21 protein-coding genes are annotated in these 20,952 nt (G+C 71.6%); 9 read left to right on the plus strand and 12 right to left on the minus strand.

Annotated elements, in window-relative coordinates:
- The first annotated feature begins 11 nt into the window (after positions 1–11).
- The gene (locus GWK25_RS05195) at positions 12–1,295 is read left to right on the plus strand and encodes a thymidine phosphorylase (protein ID WP_215448688.1); all 1,284 of its coding nucleotides are present in this window, start codon (positions 12–14) and stop codon (positions 1,293–1,295) included.
- 55 nt (positions 1,296–1,350) lie between these two features.
- Positions 1,351–1,737: an STAS domain-containing protein gene (locus tag GWK25_RS05200; protein ID WP_215448689.1), complete on the plus strand. Its 387-nt coding sequence runs from the start codon at positions 1,351–1,353 to the stop codon at positions 1,735–1,737.
- Here GWK25_RS05200 and GWK25_RS05205 read toward each other — a convergent pair.
- A complete protein-coding gene (locus tag GWK25_RS05205) occupies positions 1,630–2,634 on the minus strand; it encodes a sigma-70 family RNA polymerase sigma factor (RefSeq protein WP_215448690.1) in 1,005 nt (334 codons plus the stop codon). The two genes, GWK25_RS05200 and GWK25_RS05205, sit on opposite strands and share 108 nt — an antisense overlap.
- Before the next feature lie 362 nt (positions 2,635–2,996).
- On the minus strand, positions 2,997–4,268 hold the full coding sequence (locus GWK25_RS05210) for an MFS transporter (protein WP_215448691.1): 1,272 nt from the start codon (positions 4,266–4,268) through the stop codon (positions 2,997–2,999).
- A 63-nt stretch (positions 4,269–4,331) separates the two neighbouring features.
- Here GWK25_RS05210 and GWK25_RS05215 point away from each other — a divergent pair, with 63 nt between their 5' ends.
- A complete protein-coding gene (locus tag GWK25_RS05215) occupies positions 4,332–5,330 on the plus strand; it encodes a LysR family transcriptional regulator (protein WP_215448692.1) in 999 nt (332 codons plus the stop codon).
- A gap of 102 nt (positions 5,331–5,432) precedes the next feature.
- Here GWK25_RS05215 and GWK25_RS05220 read toward each other — a convergent pair whose 3' ends face one another.
- Positions 5,433–6,203, minus strand: a complete 771-nt coding sequence (locus GWK25_RS05220; RefSeq protein ID WP_215448693.1) for a prolyl oligopeptidase family serine peptidase — start codon at positions 6,201–6,203, stop codon at positions 5,433–5,435.
- Positions 6,204–6,316: 113 nt separating this feature from the next.
- Here GWK25_RS05220 and GWK25_RS05225 point away from each other — a divergent pair, with 113 nt between their 5' ends.
- Both GWK25_RS05225 and GWK25_RS05230 read left to right on the plus strand, forming a co-directional pair.
- Positions 6,317–7,480, plus strand: coding sequence for an adenosine deaminase (locus GWK25_RS05225; RefSeq protein ID WP_215448694.1), 1,164 nt, complete (start codon positions 6,317–6,319; stop codon positions 7,478–7,480).
- A 133-nt stretch (positions 7,481–7,613) separates the two neighbouring features.
- Complete coding sequence (locus tag GWK25_RS05230) at positions 7,614–7,985, plus strand: ATP-binding protein (protein WP_215448695.1); 372 nt, start codon at positions 7,614–7,616, stop codon at positions 7,983–7,985.
- A gap of 103 nt (positions 7,986–8,088) precedes the next feature.
- Here the strand turns inward: GWK25_RS05230 and GWK25_RS05235 are convergent, their stop codons facing one another.
- From GWK25_RS05235 to afsQ1, 5 genes are all read right to left on the minus strand, one after another.
- Complete coding sequence (locus GWK25_RS05235; protein ID WP_215448696.1) at positions 8,089–8,289, minus strand: PspC domain-containing protein; 201 nt, start codon at positions 8,287–8,289, stop codon at positions 8,089–8,091.
- A 122-nt stretch (positions 8,290–8,411) separates the two neighbouring features.
- Positions 8,412–8,963 carry a VanZ family protein gene (locus GWK25_RS05240; protein WP_215448697.1) on the minus strand — a complete coding sequence of 184 codons (552 nt, stop codon included), beginning with the start codon at positions 8,961–8,963 and terminating at the stop codon, positions 8,412–8,414.
- Positions 8,964–9,192: 229 nt separating this feature from the next.
- Positions 9,193–9,816, minus strand: a complete 624-nt coding sequence (locus GWK25_RS05245) for a hypothetical protein (protein WP_215448698.1) — start codon at positions 9,814–9,816, stop codon at positions 9,193–9,195.
- Positions 9,813–11,363 (minus strand): HAMP domain-containing sensor histidine kinase, encoded by a 1,551-nt coding sequence (locus GWK25_RS05250; protein ID WP_308404173.1) that lies wholly within the window; start codon positions 11,361–11,363, stop codon positions 9,813–9,815. Before GWK25_RS05250 ends, GWK25_RS05245 begins: the two co-directional genes overlap by 4 nt.
- Before the next feature lie 47 nt (positions 11,364–11,410).
- Complete coding sequence (gene afsQ1, locus GWK25_RS05255; RefSeq protein ID WP_013001223.1) at positions 11,411–12,088, minus strand: two-component system response regulator AfsQ1; 678 nt, start codon at positions 12,086–12,088, stop codon at positions 11,411–11,413.
- Positions 12,089–12,352: 264 nt separating this feature from the next.
- Between afsQ1 and GWK25_RS05260 the strand changes: the two genes are divergently transcribed.
- Positions 12,353–13,120: a SigE family RNA polymerase sigma factor gene (locus tag GWK25_RS05260; protein WP_215448700.1), complete on the plus strand. Its 768-nt coding sequence runs from the start codon at positions 12,353–12,355 to the stop codon at positions 13,118–13,120.
- A 242-nt stretch (positions 13,121–13,362) separates the two neighbouring features.
- Here the strand turns inward: GWK25_RS05260 and GWK25_RS05265 are convergent, their stop codons facing one another.
- Positions 13,363–13,992, minus strand: a complete 630-nt coding sequence (locus tag GWK25_RS05265) for a uridine kinase (protein WP_215448701.1) — start codon at positions 13,990–13,992, stop codon at positions 13,363–13,365.
- A 140-nt stretch (positions 13,993–14,132) separates the two neighbouring features.
- Between GWK25_RS05265 and GWK25_RS05270 the strand changes: the two genes are divergently transcribed.
- Positions 14,133–14,540 (plus strand): hypothetical protein, encoded by a 408-nt coding sequence (locus GWK25_RS05270; protein WP_215457211.1) that lies wholly within the window; start codon positions 14,133–14,135, stop codon positions 14,538–14,540.
- A 217-nt stretch (positions 14,541–14,757) separates the two neighbouring features.
- On the opposite strand, the gene GWK25_RS05275 is transcribed toward GWK25_RS05270, so the two are convergent.
- The 3 genes from GWK25_RS05275 to deoC are packed head-to-tail and all read right to left on the minus strand — an operon-like array spanning position 14,758 to position 18,033.
- Entirely contained in the window at positions 14,758–15,645 is an 888-nt protein-coding gene (locus GWK25_RS05275) for an aldehyde dehydrogenase family protein (protein ID WP_215448702.1), read from the minus strand.
- Positions 15,638–17,074, minus strand: coding sequence for an aldehyde dehydrogenase family protein (locus GWK25_RS05280; protein WP_215448703.1), 1,437 nt, complete (start codon positions 17,072–17,074; stop codon positions 15,638–15,640). Before GWK25_RS05280 ends, GWK25_RS05275 begins: the two co-directional genes overlap by 8 nt.
- Positions 17,075–17,079: 5 nt before the next feature.
- Positions 17,080–18,033 (minus strand): deoxyribose-phosphate aldolase, encoded by a 954-nt coding sequence (gene deoC, locus GWK25_RS05285; protein WP_215457212.1) that lies wholly within the window; start codon positions 18,031–18,033, stop codon positions 17,080–17,082.
- A 157-nt stretch (positions 18,034–18,190) separates the two neighbouring features.
- Here deoC and GWK25_RS05290 point away from each other — a divergent pair, with 157 nt between their 5' ends.
- Together GWK25_RS05290 and GWK25_RS05295 are read left to right on the plus strand one after the other, a co-directional pair.
- On the plus strand, positions 18,191–18,874 hold the full coding sequence (locus GWK25_RS05290; RefSeq protein WP_215448704.1) for a PH domain-containing protein: 684 nt from the start codon (positions 18,191–18,193) through the stop codon (positions 18,872–18,874).
- A 283-nt stretch (positions 18,875–19,157) separates the two neighbouring features.
- Positions 19,158–20,924 (plus strand): hypothetical protein, encoded by a 1,767-nt coding sequence (locus GWK25_RS05295; RefSeq protein WP_215448705.1) that lies wholly within the window; start codon positions 19,158–19,160, stop codon positions 20,922–20,924.
- Positions 20,925–20,952: the final 28 nt, after the last annotated feature.

Raw genomic sequence — 20,952 nt, forward strand, 5'->3', positions numbered from 1 at the left:
GAAGGACAGCCATGGCCATGGACGCCATCTCAGTCATCCGCACCAAGCGGGACCGCGGCGAGCTCAGCGACGAGCAGATCGACTGGGTCATCGACGCGTACACCCGCGGCGAGGTCGCCGACTACCAGATGGCCGCCCTCAACATGGCGATCCTCCTCAACGGCATGGACCGCCGCGAGATCGCCCGCTGGACGGCCGCGATGATCGCCTCCGGCGAGCGCATGGACTTCTCGTCCCTGTCCCGCCCCACCGCCGACAAGCACTCCACGGGCGGCGTCGGCGACAAGATCACCCTGCCCCTGGCACCGCTGGTGGCGGCCTGCGGCGCGGCGGTACCGCAGCTCTCCGGCCGGGGCCTCGGTCACACCGGCGGCACCCTGGACAAGCTGGAGTCCATCCCCGGCTGGCGCGCCCTGCTCTCCAACGAGGAGATGCTGAACGTCCTGGACGAGGTCGGCGCGGTCATCTGCGCGGCGGGCGACGGCCTGGCCCCGGCGGACAAGAAGCTCTACGCGCTCCGCGACGTCACGGGCACGGTCGAGGCCATCCCGCTGATCGCGTCCTCGATCATGTCGAAGAAGATCGCCGAGGGCACGGGCTCCCTCGTCCTGGACGTGAAGGTCGGCACGGGGGCCTTCATGAAGACCATCGAGGACGCGAGGGAACTGGCGTCGACGATGGTCGGCCTCGGCACCGACCACGGCGTGAAGACGGTCGCCCTCCTCACGGACATGTCGACCCCCCTCGGTCTCACGGCCGGCAACGCCCTCGAAGTCCGCGAATCGGTCGAGGTCCTTGCGGGCGGCGGCCCGGCGGACGTCGTCGAGCTCACCGTCGCCCTCGCCCGCGAGATGCTGGACGCGGCCGGGGTGAAGGACGCCGACCCGGCGAAGGCCCTGGCAGACGGCTCGGCGATGGACGCCTGGCGCCGCATGATCGCCGCCCAGGGCGGTGACCCGGACGCCCCGCTGCCGACCTCGCGCGAGCAGCACGTGGTCACGGCGACCGCCTCCGGGGTCCTGACCCGCCTGGACGCGTACGACATCGGCATCGCCGCCTGGCGCCTCGGCGCCGGACGCGCCCGCAAGGAGGACCCGGTCCAGGCCGCCGCCGGCGTCGAGCTGCACGCCAAGCCCGGCGACACGGTCACCGAGGGTCAGCCCCTGCTGACGCTGCACACCGACACGCCCGAGCGCTTCGACTACGCCCTGGAGGCCGTGCGGGGGTCGTACGACATCGCGGCCCCCGGCACCGCGTACTCCCCGGCCCCGATCGTGCTGGACCGCATCGCCTGAGACAGCCGAGCCCGGTGGATCCGGGCAGGTCACGGTGGGTGTGGTCGCCTCCGCGATGAGTTCCGGGGCGCTCCCCGGTCTACCGATCGTGGACGCGACGACACCCGCCGTACTCGTGCTGCCAGGCCCCGTCACCCGGGACGAGACGCCTCGGCTCTGTGCCGAGGTACGCGCGCGACTGGAGGAGACCGGGGGCGGGACCGTGGTGTGCGACGTCGCCGGTGTCGGACCGCCGGGCCTGGTCGTCGTCGACGTGCTGGCGCGGATGCAGCTCACCGCCCGCCGGGCCGGGGGCCGGATACGGCTGCGGGACCCCGACCCGGCGCTGCGCGCGCTACTGGGCCTGGTCGGGCTTGCCTTCGAGGTGGAGGGGCAGGCCGAAGAGGGGGAACCAGCGGGCGGTGTCGAGGAAGCAGTGGAATCCGGCGATCCGGCCCTCTGATATCTCCAGCGCCTGCACCGCCCACGCGCTGAAGCCGCCCTTCTCCGGGTCCGGCTTGTACTGCGCGAAGCCCGGCAACCCGTTGACCGCGACCGGCACGAGGTGCGATCCGGCGCAGGGCGCGCCGAGCGTGGTCATGAAGCCGGTGATGTCGCCGGTGCCGGTCAGCCACAGGTCGAACGGCGGCATCGTCATGACCGCGTCCTCGTGCAGCAGGGCCGTCAGCGCCGCCATGTCGTACCCCTCGAAGGCGGCCACATAGCGCTCCAGCAGCTTCTGCTGCTCGTCGTCGAGCGGGTCGGAGACATCGGCCGGCGCGACCTTCCCGTCGCCCTCGGCGAGGGTCGCACGGGCCCGCTGCAGCGCGCTGTTCACCGAGGCGACGGAGGTGTCGAGCAGCTCGGCGACCTCGCTGGCCTTCCACGCGAGCACCTCACGCAGGATGAGCACCGCCCGCTGCTTGGACGGCAGCTTCTGCAGCGCCGCGACGAACGCCAGCCGCACGGACTCCTTGGCCACGGCGGCCTCCGCCGGATCGTCGGTGGTCGGCAGCACCCGGGCGTCCGGCACCGGCTCCAGCCAGGTGTTGTCGGGGCGGGGGGAGAGGGCGGCCTGCGCGAGCGGCGTGGAGTCGGTGAGATCCATGGGCCGGGCCCGCTTGTTCCCCGCGGTCAGCATGTCGAGACAGACGTTCGTGGCGATCCGGTAGAGCCAGGACCGCAGGGAGGACCGCCCCTCGAACTTCTCGTAACTCCGCCAGGCCCTGATCATCGTGTCCTGCACGGCGTCCTCGGCCTCGAAGGACGACCCCAGCATCCGATAGCAGTACCCGGTCAGCTCGACCCGGTGTTTCTCCAGCCGGACGTCAAGTTCCGCCGTCGCCGTACCGTCGCTCATGGCCCAACCCACCCCTGTGGCTCACTCCGTCGCACGCACCCTTGCGCACCACCTCGGAAGCTACCGCAGCCCACTGACAATGGCCTGGCGAAGGGGTGAAGGTGCAGTTCAGGGGGTTGCGGGTCCTCCGCGGGCCGGTGAGGGCCGGTCGCGCAGTTCCCCGCGCCCCTGAAGGGGGCCTTTGGCCCTTCATCGAAAAGCACGGGGCGCAGCCCCTGCTGTTCAGGGGCGCGGGGAACTGCGCGAGAACCCCCACCGGACGCGCGCATACCCACCCACCCCCGCGCGGAGCGCGAACAGGGGGTCGAAGGGGCGCAGCCCCTTCCGGATGGGACGGGTAGGGGCGGCGGGGGCGAAGAACCTCAGCGAACCGGCACCGGCACCGGCGCCCGCCGAGCCGCACGCGACCCCACCACAGTGATCCCCACGACCCCCACCACAGCCAGCAGCCCCAGCGAAACCGTCCCGCCCCAGCCGCCCGCGTGGAAGGCCACCGCCCCCAGCGTGCTGCCCGCACTGGAGCCCACGTAGTACGCCGACTGGTACAGCGCCGACGCCTGTGCCCGCCCCTCCTTCGCCGTGTGGCTCACCGCCGACGAGGCGGCGGCGTGCCCGGCGAAGAACCCGGCGGTGATCAGGACGAGTCCGAGCAGGACCAGCGGGAGCGAGTCGGACAGCGACACCAGCAGACCGGCGGTCGTCGTACCGCCCGCCAGGTACAGCGTGCCCCGGCGCCCCAGCCGCCCGACCAGCTTCCCGGCCGTGGACGCCGAGACCGTGCCCACCAGGTACACGAGGAAGATCGACCCGATGATCCCCTGAGGCAGGGAGAAGGGCGCGTCGGTCAGCCGGTAGCCGATCACCGTGTACACGGCACCGAAGACCGTCATGAACAGCGCGCCGATCGCGTACAGCCGGCGCAGCAGCGGGTTGGCGAGGTGCGCCCGGACCGTACGGCCCAGCACCGCGGGCCGCAGCGACCCGGCCACGAAGTGCCTCGGCGCGGGCAGCAGCAGCCGGAAGGCCACCGCACAGCCGACCGCGACCAGCCCGAGCACGCCCAGCGCGACCCGCCAGCCCCACTCCTGGGCGACCCACCCTGTGACGACCCGCCCGCTCATGCCGCCGACGCTGTTGCCGGCGACGAAGAGACCGATCGCCGTGATGAGCGCCCTGGGCCGCACCTCCTCGGCGAGGTAGGCGGTGGCCGACGCCGGCACCCCGGCCAGCGCGGCACCCTGCACGGCCCGCAGCACCACCAGCGCCTCCAACGAGGGCGCGAACGGGATCAGCAGCCCGACCGACACCGCGACCGCCAGCGACACGGTCATCAACGTCCGCCGCCCGAACCGCTCCGACAGCGCGCTCATCGGCAGCACGAACAGGGCCAGCGCACCCGTCGCCGCCGACACCGTCCAGCTGGCCGCGCTCGCCGTCGTCCCGAAACCGTCGGAGATCAACGGCAGCAGTGCCTGCGTGGAGTAGAGGAGGGCGAAGGTCGCGACACCCGCGAGGAACAGCGCGAGGCTCATCCGCCGGTAGCCGGGCCCGCCCGGGGCCACACGGGAATCGATGGGGGTGATGACTGATCCGGCGCCCACGCTGGTGGGCGCCTCGGTACTCGCGGAAGGCATGCCTCGAAACTACGTACGCCGATATTCATCCGTCCAATGCATGGAACCGTCATAATCGTTCCTGTGATGCATCAGCAGAGGTCAGGGCCGCGGCTGTCACCATCCGGTGACACAGGAGACACCGAGCACACCGGGCACGGCGACCAGGGCGGGGACATCGAGGACATCGTCCTGCGGCTCGCCCCCCGCCTCGCCTACTTCGCCGGGGTCGCCCGCACCGAGCACGTCACCCGGGCCGCGCAGGAGATGCAGGTCCCGCAGTCGACGCTGTCGAGGGCGATGGTCCGCCTGGAACAGGACCTGGGCGTCGACCTGTTCGCCCGCCGGGGGCGCACGGTCTCCCTCACCCCCGCCGGCCGCACCTTCCACGCCTCCGTCGAGCGCGCCCTCACCGAGATCGAGCGCGCCGCCGACGAGGTCCGCGCCGACGCCGACCCCGCCACCGGAAAGGTCGCCTTCGGCTTTCTGCACACCATGGGCGCCGAGACCGTCCCCGGCCTCCTCCAGGCCTTCCGCGCCGAACACCCCCGCGTCCGCTTCAGCCTCGTCCAGAACTACGGCGAGGCCATGCTGGAGCGCCTGCGCGCGGGCGAACTCGACCTCTGCCTCACCTCGCCCGTCCCGGACGCCCCCGACCTGGTGGCCCGCCGCCTCGACGAACAGAAGCTCCGCCTCGTCGTCCCCGCCGACCACCGCCTCGCCGCCCGCAAACGCGTCCGCCTCGCCGAAGCCGCCGACGAAACCTTCGTCACCCTCGAACCCGGCTACGGCATGCGCCGCATCACCGACGACCTCTGCAAGGAGGCCGGCTTCAAACCTCGTATCGCCTTCGAGGGCGAGGAGGCGGAGACCCTACGGGGCCTGGTGGCGGCGGGCCTGGGCGTGGCGCTCCTGCCGCCACCCGCCGTCCCACGGCCGGGCGTCGTCGAACTGACGGTCACCGCCCCGCGAGCGGCCCGCGAAATCGGCGTGGCCTGGCTCGACGGCCACCCCGACACACCCCCGGTGGCGGCCTTCAAGAAGTTCCTGCTGTCGAGAAGGGGCAACTTGCTGAGCAGCTGAGCCGCAGCCGCGCCCCTGAAGCGGCGCGGGCCTGTGTCGAACGTGCGGCTCCGCCGCGTGGGCGCGAGAAGCCCCACCGGACCCGCGGCCGCGCAACGAACCTCAGACACCCCTCTGTGAGCGAGCCCTCCCGAAGCCGGAGGCGAGCGGCATCCGCAACCCCAACGGCGGCGGCGCCGCGAGCGCGTCCTCCACGGGCCGCGCGAACGCCCGCCCGAACAGCACCCCCATCACGAAGTCCGCGGCCAACGCGTGCACCTCGTCCCGGTACTGCGTCAACCCGTGCCGATCCGCGTGCACCTCGAACCGGCAGATGTCGGGGTTCGTCTTCTTCGCCCGCGCCGCGAACCGGAACGACAACTCGGGATCCACCCGCTCGTCGTTCGTCCCGTGCACGATCAGCACCCGACGCCCGGCCAGTTGTTTCACCGGTTCGGGCGGCGCCGCCACATCCTCCTCGGGCAGCCAGGGAGCGATGGCCAGCACGGAGTTGACGGCCTCGTGCCCGCCCGCGTGCAGCGCGGCCCGCGCCCCCATGTGCAGCCCGGCGAGACACACCGGGACATCCCCGTAACGCCGGACGACCTCGTCCGCGGCCCACTCGGCGTCCCGCGCCAGCCGAGCCTCCGAGCCGTTCCACCCCCGATGGCGGTAGTGCACGACATGCGTGGCCAGCCCCTCCGTACGGCCCGCGCGGGTGAGCCGGCGCCCGAGGGCGCGCACGGACGCCGTGGCGATCATGGGGGAGGGTCTGCGGGTGGATGCCTCGTCGCCGGCCGGGAGCAGCAGGACGACCCCGCCGACCGTGCTCGGCTCCGGGCCGAACGTCCGCCCAAGTCTGGGCGTGCGTACCGGCATTGCTTGCTGCGCCATGACAGAACAGTGTCAGAAGAGATGGTGTACGCCACCCGTCCTGAGGGTCACCGTTGGGTATCGACGGAACCGCCCGACAGGCGCTCTACGCGCGTAGGCGATATCGTGCGAAAATGACGAACCAGACCGACCCGACCGGTAACACCCCGGATCCGGACCAGATCCGCCGGGCGCCCAAGGTTCTGCTGCACGACCACCTCGACGGCGGCCTGCGCCCCGGAACCATCGTCGAACTCGCCCGCGACAGCGGGTACTCCCAGCTCCCCGAGGCCGACGCCGACCGGCTCGGCGTCTGGTTCCGCGAGGCCGCCGACTCGGGCTCGCTGGAGCGGTACCTGGAGACCTTCTCCCACACCGTCGCCGTCATGCAGACCCGCGACGCCCTCTTCCGCGTGGCCGCCGAGTGCGCCGAGGACCTCGCCGCCGACGGCGTCGTCTACGCCGAGATCCGCTACGCCCCGGAGCAGCACCTCGAAGGCGGCCTCACCCTCGAAGAGGTCGTCGAGGCCGTCAACGAGGGCTTCCGGGAGGGCGAGCGGCGGGCCAGGACCGACGGCCATCGCATCCGCGTCGGCGCCCTGCTCACCGCCATGCGGCACGCGGCCCGCGCCCTGGAGATCGCCGAACTCGCCAACCGCTACCGCGACCTGGGTGTCGTCGGCTTCGACATCGCGGGCGCCGAGGCCGGTTACCCGCCCACCCGCCATCTCGACGCCTTCGAGTACCTCAAGCGCGAGAACAACCACTTCACCATCCACGCCGGTGAGGCCTTCGGGCTCCCCTCCATCTGGCAGGCCCTGCAGTGGTGCGGCGCCGACCGGCTCGGCCACGGCGTCCGCATCATCGACGACATCCAGGTCCACGCGGACGGCTCCGTGAAGCTCGGCCGCCTCGCCTCCTACGTCCGCGACAAGCGCATCCCGCTGGAGCTGTGCCCCAGCTCCAACCTCCAGACCGGCGCCGCCCGTTCGTACGCCGAGCACCCCATCGGGCTGCTGCGGCGACTGCACTTCCGGGCCACCGTGAACACCGACAACCGGCTGATGTCCCACACCAGTATGAGCCGCGAATTCGAGCACCTTGTCGACGCTTTCGGTTACACGCTCGACGACATGCAGTGGTTCTCGGTCAATGCTATGAAGTCAGCATTCATTCCTTTCGATGAACGACTGGCCATGATCAATGACGTGATCAAGCCCGGATATGCCGAGTTGAAATCCGAATGGCTGTTCCGTCAGACGGCCTCCACCAGCGGTTCTGTCGACGAACAGGACTGATCTGCGGCATGGGGAAGCGGTCGCGCCGACGACGACGCGGCCGCTTTTCGATGTTTGCCTCCGGCGGGACTTTGGTGTTTACGTTTCGGCACCGCTCACCACCCGTCAAACGCATTCCAAGGACGCATTCAACATGAAGCAGTCTGCTGCCAAGACCCTCGGTGTCGCCGTCGTCGGTGCCGCCATCGCCGCCGCGGGCGCGGGCGCCGCGAACGCCGCACCGGGTGCCCCCGACGCCTCCCAGGCCCTGGGCACCGTCACCCAGGCACTGCCCGTGGAGAACGTCTCGAAGGTGCTGCCGGCCGCCTCCGGTGCCCTCGCCCAGGGGCAGAGCGCGCTCGGCGCCGGCCTCGAAGCCGCCCAGCCCGCCGCCACCAACGTCCTCGCCGAGGGCCCCACCGCCCCCGTCGCCGGACTGCTGGGCGGCCTCCCCGTCGGCAAGACCCTCCCCGCCAAGGGCCTCGGCGTCAACGGCCTGCCCCTCGGCGGCGGCCCCGCCGCCTGAGGCGCATCGCGACAGCCGAACGGGGCGCACCCTGCGCAGGGGCGCCCCGTCGGTGTGTGCGCCGGGAGGCCACCGGTCGTCGTCGGCCGCCGGTCGGTGCGCGTCACCAGGCCGCGCGGGCCTTGCCCTCGGAGGGGAACAGGACCCAGAGGGCTATGTAGAGCAGGAACTGCGGGCCGGGAAGCAGACACGACACCAGGAAGATCACGCGCATCGTGGTCGCGGAGGTGCCGAAGCGCCGTGCCAGCGCGGCGCACACTCCGCCGATCATCCGGCCTTCGGTGGGGCGGGCAAGGCGGCTCATGAGGGCTCCTTCGTCAGCGTAGGACGTCGACCCGAGGCCGACGGTGGGACGGGACCTCGAAGCGGCCCGCTCTCTTTTCCACACCTTCGACGCTACGGTGACGAACCGGACGAAGCCTCCCTCTATGGGGCCATCCCCACCCTGGGAATCGTCGGGGTCCGACCCTGAGACAGTTCCTCGGGCAGCCGGGCCGCCCCCACCCGCGTCTTCGCCCTCCGCCGCAAGGCCGACCTGAGCGCCGGTACGACCGCGACATGGGCGAGGCCCACGCCGACCGAGTTCAGCAGGATCGAGTCGATGTCCACGACCTGACCGGGCACCCCGGTCTGCAACAGCTCGATGGCCAGCGACAGCAGCGCCCCGGCCGCGACGGACCGGGCCAGCGAGGCGAGCGGCGACACGGCGAGCCTGCCGTGCAGCATCGGCAGCAGGACGCCCAGCGGGGCGAGCAGCGCCAGCCCCTCGCCGATGCGGTGGGCCGCCTCCGGCCAGCCGAGCGCCAGATCCGCTCTGATCCCCGCGAACGGCCGCAGATTCGCCGGACTCATCCAGGTGACGTCCAGCGGACGCAGCGTGATCCAGGCAACGACCGCGAGATGTGCGGCGAGGAGGACACCCCCCGCCACACGGACACGGACCCCGGCGCTACGGCCGTTCGTACCTTGAGGCTGCACGCCCCCCAAGACGCGGCCCCCGGCACGATCGGTTGCACCTTCTTTTTTGGGCTCGGTTCGCCTCCGGGGCGCTTGTGCCTGTGTCGAGACGGCGATCGTGCTCGGCCCCTCCTTCGTCGGGGCCTGCGCGCGTTCGCCGTCTCGACACAGGCGCGCCCCTTCGGCTCACTCGCCGACCTCTGTTGCAGTGGCCCGGGCAGGAACCCTCTGTGGCGAGCCGTGGTCCGGCTCAGGAGCCGTTGATCTCCTCGGAAGGGGGGTTGCCCTCGCCCGGGGAGGACTCGGTCTCCTGGGTGCACTCGTAGCGGCGTAGCGACTCGGCGCTCGTGCTGCCGAGGACCACCGAGCCGTTGTCGCCGGCGGCGGCGGAGTCGGCGAAGGTGCAGACGATCTGGGCGAGGGCGTACTTGGGCAGGGAGTCCGGGGCGGTGGACAGGCGGAGCGTGTCCTCGGGGTCGCCGGGGGAGGGGCCCGTCACCGTCAGGCCGGGCGGGACGGCCGTGCTGTAGCCGGCCTCGTCCTCGACCTCGCTGGGGTCGTCGGCCAGGGCGTCCAACAGGCCCTGGGCGACGGCGACCCGTCGCTGGGACTCCTCGGTGCCCTCGGCGACCTGCACCGAGCGGTTGACGCGGACGAGCGCCCCGGAGCAGAGCAGGAAGACCTCGACCGGCATGCCCGAGGGGGTCGCCTGGGGCGAGAGGTCCGTCGCCGACAGCTCGCACGGCACCATCGAGGGCGCCGGGCCGAAGTCCGTCGGCACCTGGGTGGCCCGGATGCCGCAGCCGGCGAGGAGGCCGGTGAGTGCCCCCGTCGCGACCAGGACGCGTACGGCTCGGGCGTCTCGTATCGTCACTGGCCGTCCCCTTCGCTGCCCGCCGGGCCGCCGTCGCCCTGCTCGCCGTCCCGTTCGTCCCGTTCCTTCGCGACCAGGGAGGCCGCGTCGCGGGGCAGGCGCAGGGTGAAGACCGCGCCGCCCTTGGGGGAGTTGGCGGCGGTGATCTCGCCGCCGTGGATGTGGGCGTTCTCCAGGGCGATGGAGAGGCCGAGGCCGCTGCCCTCGGAGCGCGGGCGGGAGGCGCTCGCCTTGTAGAAGCGGTCGAAGACATGCGGGAGGACGTCCTCGGGGATGCCGGGGCCGTGGTCCTGGACCTCGATGAACAGGTTCTCGCCCTCCGTGCGCACCGAGACGCGCACCGGGGAGCCGCCGTGCTTGAGCGCGTTGCCGATCAGGTTCGCCAGGATCACGTCCAGGCGGCGCGGGTCCAGGTTGATGATGATGCCGCGCTCGGCGTCCAGTTCCACCGCGTCCAGCCAGGCGCGGGCGTCGATGCAGGCGGTGATCTGGTCGGCGATGTCCACGTCGTCCAGGACGAGCCGGGCCGTCCCCGCGTCGAAGCGGGTGACCTCCATCAGGTTCTCGACCAGGTCGTTCAGGCGCCGGGTCTCGCTGACGACGAGCCGTACCGCCGGTTCGATCATGGGGTCGAGGCTGCCGGTGTCGGCGTCCAGCTCCTCCTCCAGCACCTCCGTGACGGCGGTGATCGCCGTCAGCGGCGTACGGAGTTCGTGGGACATGTCGGCGACGAAGCGGCGGGAGGCCTCCTCGCGGGCGCTCATGTCGTCGACCTTCTTCTCCAGGGACTCCGCCGCGAGGTTGAACGTCCGGGAGAGGTCGGCCAGTTCGTCCGTGCCGGAGACCCGAAGCCGGGTGTCGAGCTTGCCCTCGCCGAGGCGTCGGGCGGCAACCCCGAGGCGCTGCACCGGCTTCAGGACCGTGGTCGCGGCGGCCTGCGCGAGCAGCGCCGAGCCGATCAGCGACAGACCCGTGGCGATACCGAGCGACCAGGCGAGGGAGTTGAGGTCCTTCGCCTCCTCGGCGAGGGACTTGCGCATGTAGCCGGTCGGCCCGCCGCCGATCATCTTCGCGCCGCCCACCAGATAGGGGGTGTCGCCGTCTATGACCCGCTGCCAGTACACGTGGTACGCGTGTTTGTTGCCCGAGGTCAGCTTCTGCCGCTTGTTGACGGCCTTCTGCAGGGACGCGGGCACGTCCTCCAGCGAGAAACCGGTGAGCGCGTTGTCGGTGGAGGATCCGGAGACCGTCTCCCCGTCGGCGCCCTCGGCGATCAGCAGCACACTGGAGCGCTCGCCGCCGTCCGCCATCTTGCGTGCGGCGACGCGCAGTTGATCCTGCGTCGGGTTCGGGCGCAGCGTGCTCACATGGCTCTGCATCTCACGCTCGAAGTCGTTGAGCGCCGCGTCCTGCGCGCGGGTCTGCACGGCCTCGCGGTTGAGCCAGTACGCGATTCCGGACGCCGACACGGCGGCCGTGAGCGCCACCAGGCCGAAGACGACCACCAGACGCAGCCGCAGACTGGTGAAACGGATCCGGGACTGCACTTTCCTGCGAGCCGCGGCCCAGCCGCGGATCCCCCCTCGGGCCTTCGTCACTGAGGCGTGTCCAACCGGTAGCCCACGCCACGCACGGTACGGATCAGGGTCGGTGACGACGGTACGTCCTCGACCTTGGCGCGCAGCCGCTGCACACACGCGTCCACCAGGCGGGAGTCGCCCAGGTAGTCGTGCTCCCACACCAGACGCAGCAACTGCTGCCGGGACAGGGCCTGTCCGGGGCGACGGCTCAGCTCCAGGAGCAGCCGCAGCTCGGTGGGCGTCAGCTGGAGGTCCTCGCCGTTCTTCGTCACGGTCATCGCCGCGCGGTCGATCACGAGGGAGCCGAAGGTCGCCGCGTCGTTGGCCTCGCGCTCACCTCGCCGCAGCACCGCGCGGATCCGGGCGTCCAGCACCCGCCCCTGCACGGGCTTGACCACGTAGTCGTCCGCGCCCGACTCCAGGCCCACCACGACGTCGATGTCGTCGCTGCGCGCGGTGAGCAGGATGATCGGCAGCTGGTCGGTGCGCCGGATCCGCCGGCACACCTCGAAGCCGTCGATGCCGGGCAGCATCACGTCCAAAACGATCAGATCCGGCCGCTGTTCGCGCAGCAGCTTGAGACCATCCTCGCCGGTGGCGGCGGTGGCGACACGGTGCCCCTGGCGCGTCAGAGAGAGCTCCAGGGCCGTGCGGATGGCGTCGTCGTCCTCGATCAGCAACAGGGAAGGCACGGGCTCATTCTGGCCCATGGCATGGCGCCGAATCGACCGTTGGAGCGCTCCCACCCGACACCCGCACACGATCGTGCCGTTCGCGTAGCCGTACGACTCTTCTCTGTGATCGACCTGTGCCCCGGCTGGGCCGTACCGAGGGGCCGACCCCTGTGACAGGTCTGTGACAGTCGGCGGACAGAGCCATGAAGGTGAACCGGCAATCTTTTCGGCACAGGCAAGCAAGCAGGCCGAAGACCGGAACTCCACGACGGGGGGCGCGAGATGAACACGCTGCACAGCACCAGCACTAGCGCAGTTGTCACGCGGCTCCACGACGTCGTCCGGAACACGGAGAAGTCCGGTGCCGTGAGCGGGCGGGGGTGCGCTCGCGGCACCGGGCGTCAGCACACCACGTTGATGTCGGTGGTTGACGCACACGTGGGGGGAAGCACCACGGGGGCAACGGGGGTCGCCCACGGGGGAACGGGGACCGCGTACGGGGAGGGCACGGGGGAACGCCGGTCTGTGTCGGAGGCGGAGTTCACCGCCTACGTCCAGGAGCGTCGTGCCTCCCTGTACGCAACCGCCTACCACCTGACCGGAGACCGCTTCGAGGCCGAGGACCTGTTGCAGAGCGCGCTGTTCTCGACCTACCGGGCGTGGGACCGGATCAGTGACAAGGCCGCGGTCGGGGGCTACCTCCGCCGCACCATGACCAATCTGCACATCAGCGCGTGGCGCCGCCGCAAGCTGAACGAGTACCCGACCGAGGAACTGCCGGAGACCGCCGGCGACACGGACGCGATGCGCGGCACCGAACTGCGCGCCGTCCTGTGGCAGGCGCTGGCCCGGCTGCCCGAACTCCAGCGGACGATGCTGGTCCTGCGTTACTACGAGGGCCGCACCGACCCGGAGATCGCGGAGATCCTCGACATCAGTGTCGGCACGGTGAAGTCCAGCATCTGGCGGTCCCTCCGCCGGCTGCGTGAGGACGAGGTCCTCAGCTTCGGCCGTGACGAGGAGGAGTCCTTCGGGGAGCTTGTCGCCTGAGGGTCTGGGGGGAGCAGGTAACGGGGGAAAGCGGGGGGTACGGGGAAATCGGGGGGAGCACGGGGGAACGGGGAACGTCACGGTGGCGCTGGGGGGCGCCGGTGTGACACGTGGGGGATCACGGGGGAAGCGGGACTGGAGGGCCGGGGGGTCCGTCCAGTCCCGCTTTCATGTCCGGCCTCGGGCTCAGAGCCTCGGGCTCAGAGCCTCGGACCCAGAGCCTCGGGCCCAGAGCCTCGGGCTCAGGCCGGGGCCTTCGCGACGCGGCCGGCGGCGGCCGCCGCCAGCCGGCCCAGCGCCTCGTCCCGGTCGCAGGGGTGGGCGCCCAACTCCGTCTGCCGGGCCACGATCGAACGCTCCAGCCGCATCAGCCGCCAGCCGCGACGCAGCAGGAACGGCACCGACTTGCGGCCCTCCTTGAGGTCGCGCAGGAAGCGGCGGCGGAAGGTCTTCACCGGACCACGGGTCAGGCAGAGCGCGTCCGCCAGCAGGCCGAGTTCACGGCAGCGTTCGACGATCTCGGCGGCGAAGATGCCCTCGGCGATGAACACCGGCGTCCGCCCGATGTGCAGGGCCTCCGCGCCCGTCCGCGCGCTGAGGGAGATGTCGTACGTCGGGACGGTCGTCCCGCCCGTGCGGCACAGTTCCCCGATCGCCGCGACGGCGGTGTCCGCGTCCCATGACAGCGGGTGGTCCCAGTCGATGTCCGTGCTGCCCTCCACCAGCGGCAGCGTCGGGTCGTCGCCCTCCTTGTAGAAGTCGTCGAGCCGCAGCACGGGTAGGCCGGAGCGGGCGGCGAGGAGGGACTTGCCCGAGCCGGACGGACCGGACAGCAGGACGACTCGGGTCGGTATCGGGGGATGCGAACTCACGAGAGTCCAGTGTGAGGCATCGCGCGGCTCCCGCCGAGACGGCGGGTCGCCCTTGGAGCGCACATCACACCTCAACTACTTTACGTGCCTCTATGATTACTTTCCGCAAGATGAACGCACAGGAGAAGGTGGCACCCCTGATGGCTCGACACTCGGCTCTCCAGAACACCACCGCCCGGCGCGCGTTGCTGGCCGCCGCCACCGCCGGGGTCGCGCTCGGCGCGGGCGCGGGCACGGCCGTCGCGGCGGACGAGGCGGCCCCGGTCGTCGACGTGCTGCGCACCCGGCCCACGTCGCTGGGGAAGATCGACCCACAGGCGGGCCTGCAGGCCCTGACCGGCACGGTCGGTTACGTCACCGGGCCGGTCGCGGGGCTCAAGCCCAACCCGCTGGCGGGCACGGGCGTCGACCCCCTCGACAACGGCGTGGGCACGCAGTTGGCGGACTTCCAGCCGCTGCAGTCGACGGCGCTGACCGGGCCGGTGGCACAGGCGCCGTCGATCGGGAGCATTCCGGTGGTGGGGCAGGTGGTGGGCGGATTGCGCTGAGTGGTCGGGTGCGCGGTGCGCCCGTGAGTGAAGCAAGCCGCCCCCTTCCTCTGAAGGGGGCGACTTGTGTTGCTCAGGCGGTACGGCCCAGGTGGGTGATCATGATGTGGATCACCGCGTTGTCGATGATGTACAGAACCCGGTAGTCGCCGACGCGGAGGCGGCGGATGTCGGGTGACCCGTACGGGGTGTCGATCTGCGTTGAAGCCTCGGTGTGTCAGTACGCCGAACCCGACGCCCCCAGCGACCCCGTCGGGTGCCACACCGTCTTCGTCTCCAGGAACGCCGTCATGCGGTCGATTCCGGGCGTGGCCGACCAGTCGTCCACAGGCTGTGGGCGCAGGACGCGCTTGAGGTTGTCGGCCGCGGCGATCTCCAGTTCCTTCGCCAGGACCTCGTCCGCGCCGGCCAGGTCGATCGCGTTGACGTCCTGGTGCGCGGCGAGGGGGGCCGCGATCTCCGCCGTACGGCCGGAGAGGACGTTGACCACGCCGCCGGGGACGTCGGAGGTGGCCAGGACCTCGCCGAGGGACAGGGCCGGGAGGGGAGACCTCTCCGCAGCCACCACCACGGTTGTGTTGCCCGTCGCGATCACCGGGGCGAGGACCGAGACCAGGCCCAGGAACGACGACTCCTGGGGGGCCAGGACCGCCACCACACCCGTCGGTTCGGGGGAGGACAGGTTGAAGTACGGGCCCGCGACCGGGTTTCCGCCGCCGACCACCTGGGCGATCTTGTCGGTCCAGCCCGCGTACCAGACCCAGCGGTCGATGGTGGCCTCCACCTGGGCCGCCGCCTTCGACTTCGACAAGCCCTCCGCGTCGGCCACCTCGTGGACGAACTGGGCCCTGCGGCCCTCCAGCATCTCGGCGACGCGGTAGAGGACCTGGCCGCGGTTGTAGGCGGTGGCTCCCGACCAGGCGCCGAACGCCTTGCGCGCGGCCACGACCGCGTCACGGGCGTCCTTGCGGGAGGAGAGCGGGGCGTTGGCCAGCCAGTTGCCCTTGGAGTCCGTCACCTCGTACACCCGGCCGCTCTCGGAACGCGGGAACTTCCCGCCGACGTACAGCTTGTAGGTCTTGAAAACAGACAGGCGGTCAGACATCGAGGTACGCCTCCAGGCCGTGGCGGCCGCCCTCGCGGCCGAAGCCCGACTCCTTGTAGCCGCCGAACGGCGACGTCGGGTCGAACTTGTTGAACGTGTTGGACCAGACGACACCCGCGCGCAGCTTGTTCGCGACGGCCAGGATCCGGGAGCCCTTCTCGGTCCAGATGCCCGCCGACAGGCCGTACTGGGTGTTGTTGGCCTTGGCGACCGCCTCGTCCGGGGTGCGGAAGGTGAGGACGGAGAGGACCGGGCCGAAGATCTCGTCACGGGCGATGGTGTGCGCCTGCGTGACGTTCGTGAAGAGCGTCGGGGCGAACCAGTAGCCGGAGGTGGGCAGTTCGCAGGCCGGGGACCAGCGCTCGGCGCCCTCCGACTCGCCGCGCTCGACGAGCGAGGTGATCCGGGTGAGCTGCTCCTCGGAGTTGATCGCGCCGATGTCCGTGTTCTTGTCCAGCGGGTCGCCGAGACGGAGGGTGGACAGGCGGCGCTTGAGGGAGTCGAGCAGCTCGTCCTGGATCGACTCCTGGACCAGCAGGCGGGAGCCCGCACAGCAGACCTGGCCCTGGTTGAAGAAGATGCCGTTCACGATGCCCTCGACGGCCTGGTCGACGGGTGCGTCGTCGAACACGATGTTCGCGCCCTTGCCGCCCAGTTCGAGGGTGAGCTTCTTGCGGGTGCCCGCGACCGTCTTGGCGATCGCCTTGCCGACCGCCGTGGAGCCCGTGAAGGCCACCTTGTTCACGTCCGGGTGCGCGACCAGCGCCGCGCCCGTGTCGCCGTATCCGGGGAGGATGTTGACGACGCCCTTCGGGAGGCCCGCCTGGCGGCAGATGTCCGCGAAGAAGAGGGCCGAGAGGGGGGTGGTCTCGGCGGGCTTCAGAACGACCGTGTTGCCGGTCGCCAGGGCCGGGGCGATCTTCCACGCCAGCATCAGGAGCGGGAAGTTCCAGGGGATGACCTGGCCCGCCACGCCGAGGGGGCGGGGGTTCACGCCGTAGCCGGCGTGGTCGAGCTTGTCGGCCCAGCCCGCGTAGTAGAAGAAGTGCGCGGCGACCAGGGGGAGGTCGGCGTCGCGGGTCTCCTTGATCGGCTTGCCGTTGTCCAGGGTTTCGAGGACGGCCAGCTCGCGGGAGCGCTCCTGGATGATGCGGGCGATGCGGAAGAGGTACTTCGCGCGCTCCGTGCCGGGCAGGGCCGACCACTTCTCGAACGCCCTGCGGGCGGCCTGCACGGCGCGGTCCACGTCCGCCTCGCCCGCCTGGGCGATCTCGGAGAGGACCTCCTCGGAGGCGGGGCTGACCGTCTTGAAGACCTTGCCGTCGGCGGCCTCGGTGAACTCGCCGTCGATGAACAGGCCGTAGGAGGGGGCGATGTCGACGATCGCCCGGGACTCGGGGGCCGGTGCGTATTCGAATGCGGAAGCCATGGGGATCAGTCCACCGTCACGTAGTCGGGGCCGGAGTAGCGGCCGGTGGCCAGCTTCTGGCGCTGCATCAGCAGGTCGTTGAGGAGCGAGGACGCGCCGAAGCGGAACCAGTGGTTGTCCAGCCAGTCTTCGCCGACGGTCTCGTTGACCAGGACGAGGAACTTGATCGCGTCCTTGGTGGTGCGGATGCCGCCGGCGGGCTTCACACCGATCTGGACGCCGGTCTGGGCGCGGAAGTCACGCACGGCCTCCAGCATGAGGAGCGTGTTGGCGGGCGTGGCGTTCACCGCGACCTTGCCGGTGGACGTCTTGATGAAATCCGCGCCGGCGAGCATGCCGAGCCAGCTGGCCCGGCGGATGTTGTCGTAGGTCGAGAGCTCGCCCGTCTCGAAGATGACCTTCAGGCGGGCCGAGGTGCCGCAGGCCTCCTTCACCGCGGTGATCTCCTCGTGGACCTTGAGGTAGTTCCCCGCGAGGAACGCGCCGCGGTCGATGACCATGTCGATCTCGTCGGCGCCCGCGGAGACGGCCTCGCGGACGTCCGCCAGCTTCACGGCGAGGGGGGCGCGGCCGGCCGGGAAGGCGGTGGCCACGGAGGCGACCTTCACGGTGGAGCCGGCGACGGCGGCCTTCGCGGCGGGCACCATGTCGGGGTAGACGCAGACCGCGGCGGTTGCGGGCGTGGTGCGGTCGGTGGGGTCGGGGAGGACCGCCTTGGCGCCCAGGGACCGGACCTTGCCGGGGGTGTCCGCGCCTTCCAGGGTCGTCAGGTCGACCATGGAGATGGCCAGGTCGATGGCGTACGCCTTGGCGGTCGTCTTGATGGAACGGGTGCCGAGGGAGGCGGCGCGCGCCTCAAGGCCGACCGGGTCGACGCCGGGCAGCCCGTGGAGGAAGCGGCGCAGCGTGCTGTCGGACGCGGTGACGTCGGCGAGAGCGTGGGGTGCAGCTGTGGACATGGTCACCAGACGAGCATATCTACGCGCGTAGCGGGTGTACAGCCCTCGGATTGTTCCGACAGGCGCCGGGGGCGGGTGAGGCTGCGTCGTGGGTCGGGGCCGCCCCCGCGGTCCGCCCGGCGTCGGGGTGTTCCGGGCATCGGGCAGAATCGGACGTATGAGCACCTCGGATCAGGCCTCCGCGTCGACGCCCGGCAAGCCCGACGACAAGCCCGGCAACAGGCCCGACGGCAAGCCCGTCTACAAGGACCGGGCCTACCGGTCGCCCGCCGGGCTCGTGGGCGGTGCGCTGCTGCTCGGCCTGATCGCCTGGCTCGGTGGGGACGCGGTGGTGTCCGGCGAGGGGCGTACGCCCTGGCTGGCGCTGGCCTCGATGCTGGTGGCGGTGCCGGTGGTGGTCGCGTTCTCGGTGCGGCCGGCCGTGTTCGCCAACGACGACCGGCTGCGGGTGCGCAATCCGTTCCGGGTGATCGAGCTGCCCTGGGCGAGCGTGGTGTCGCTGCGGTCCGGCTACACGAACGAGGTCATCGACGAGAGCGGCACCAAGTACCAGCTCTGGGCGATCCCCGTCTCGCTGCGGGGACGCAAGAAGGCCCATCGGCAGCAGGCCCGGGAGGCCCATCGGGCGGCCAAGGGCGGCGGTGGCGGGCGTACCGCCGACGCCGGGCGGCCCGTGCGGGCGGAGGCCGATCAGGTCATGGCCGATCTGCGGGACCTGTGCGAGGCACGGGCGAAGGCCGCCGGGTCGCAGGGGGAGCCGAGCGTGCGGTGGGCCTGGGAGATCATGGCGCCCGCGGCGGCCGGGGCTGTGCTGTTGGCGGTGCTGATCGCGCTGGGGTGACACCGGTCCGGTGTGACGCCGGTCTGGTGCGGGACCCCGTCCGGTGTGTCACCGGCCTGGTGCGGGGCCCCGTCCGGTGTGTCACCGGCCTGGTGTGGCACCCGCCTGGTGTGGCACCGGTCTGGTGTGACGTGGAGCTCCGGGACGCTGTTTCGGTGAGGAACACCGGACGTCTGTTCTAGGGTGGCGCTGCTCGTGTGTCCCGCCTTCACAGCCTGGTCCGCTTGGATCGTGTCGGACCGCGCGGCGCAACCACGACATCGGCCGGAGTGTCCACACAACGATGAGTACCGAGCTTGAGCCCCAGTTCCCGGCCGGGGTCTCCCCACCGCCGCGTCGCCTGCCCGCGTTCGCCGTGCCCGACGGCAGCGTCGCCTGGAGCGGGGAGAAGACGGAGGTCTGGGCGCGGACCCGGCCTCCCCTGTGGGTCCCCGCGCGGACGCGGCCCCTGCATCTGCTCGCCGTGGTCCCGGGCGGCCTCATCGTCGGCTTCTGGCTGGCGAACTTCGCGGAGGTGCCCGCCGCCCTCGCCGCGCTGGTGCCGCTGCAGCTGGTGTGGACCCTGGTCAGGCCAGAGGTCGTACGGTTCTCGGCGCCCGCCCTGCTGCTACTGCTCGCCTGGTACGGCGGCTCGCACGACGTGCCGACCCTGCTGGGCCTCGTCGCCGCGACCTTCACCTGGGCCGCGGCCGAGATCCGGCTGAGCAAGCGCCGACTCCAGCGGCAGTGGGCGCTCGCGGCCACCGAGGGAGTCACGGCCACGGTGCCGGACGAGGTCGGGCCACTGCGGCGCGGCCGGTTCCTCATGGGCTTCGGAGCCGTGCTGGCCCTGGTCGGTGCGGGGATGCTCTCCGCCGTCTCCGGCTGGGACGTCGCCACCGACCGGCACGAGGTCACGCTCGTCGGCTGGTTCGTGGTCGGCTGGGGGCTCACCACGTCGCTCTCCGGGCTGCTGGGGCGCCGCCGGTCCGCCGCGCTGCGGGGCGCTCCCGTGCCGGTGCTGCGGGTGCTCGTCCGCGACGGCGCCGACGGGGACGCGGAAGTGTTCGCGGCCGACGACGTGGCGGCGCTGCGGCCGTTGTTCACGGTCGCCACCGAGCGGTGGTACGACGACGCCGACGAAGACGATGAGGGCGCCGAGGAGCGGGACGGCCGGTCGGAGCGGGACGCGCTCCTCGACGCCGTCGAGGGCGTCGACGAGGACGACGACCAGCCCGGTCCCCTGCGCGAGGCCGTGCTGTACGGGCTGCCCCACGACGGCGCCGAGATCGTGATCGTCAGCGCGGCGGAGGCCCCGGAGGCGCCGGGCGGGTCCGGTGGGTCGGTGGACCTGGAAAAGCCGGAGGCCGCCGAGGATGGTGCGCCCCCGGAACTGGTCGTCGAGTCGTCCAGCGGGCCCGTGCGGCCCCTGTCCGACCGGACCGTACGGCACCGGGCCGCCCGGCAGCGTGCCGGGGCGAAGCGGCACACGGTCCACGAGGAGCTGCGGGCCACGGCCGTCACGCAGAGCCGGGCGCGGCTGGGGGACGAGCACGTGTCCGTACGGCGCTGGCGGGCGGGCTGGCCGGACTGGTCCGCCGCCCTGTTCATGGTCGTCGCCATCGCCGCCGTGGGCCTCTACCCGGACGGACTGACGCGGTACGTCCTCGGCGGCTTCCTCGGTGTCTTCGGCGTCCTGACGCTGCCCCAGATGCTCACCTGGCGCATCACGGCCGACCGCTCCGGGCTGTGGCTGAGCGGCTGGAGCCGGCCCCGGCACGTCGCGTGGGACGACCTCGCGACCGTGCGGTGCGCCGGTTCCGTGCTGACGGTGGACAGCCGCCAGGAGTCGTTCGAGCTGTGGAGCGTCCGGGCGGAGCGCTGGCGCTGGCTGGAGCGCAGGCTGCGGCTCGTTCACCCCTACGAGAGGACCGCCGCCGAGATCACCGCCCTGTGGCAGGAGCCGTCGCTGCGGCCGGAGGGGGAGTACGTGGGGCGGGGGCTCCCCCTGTGGCCGCTGAGTGCGGTGCTCGCCGTGGGGTGGGCGGCGGTGCTGGTGCTGGTGCCGTAGAGGCTGTGCCGACGCCGTGGAGGCCGGT

This window comes from Streptomyces sp. ATCC 21386 (genome assembly GCF_018728545.1).
Lineage (GTDB): Bacteria > Actinomycetota > Actinomycetes > Streptomycetales > Streptomycetaceae > Streptomyces.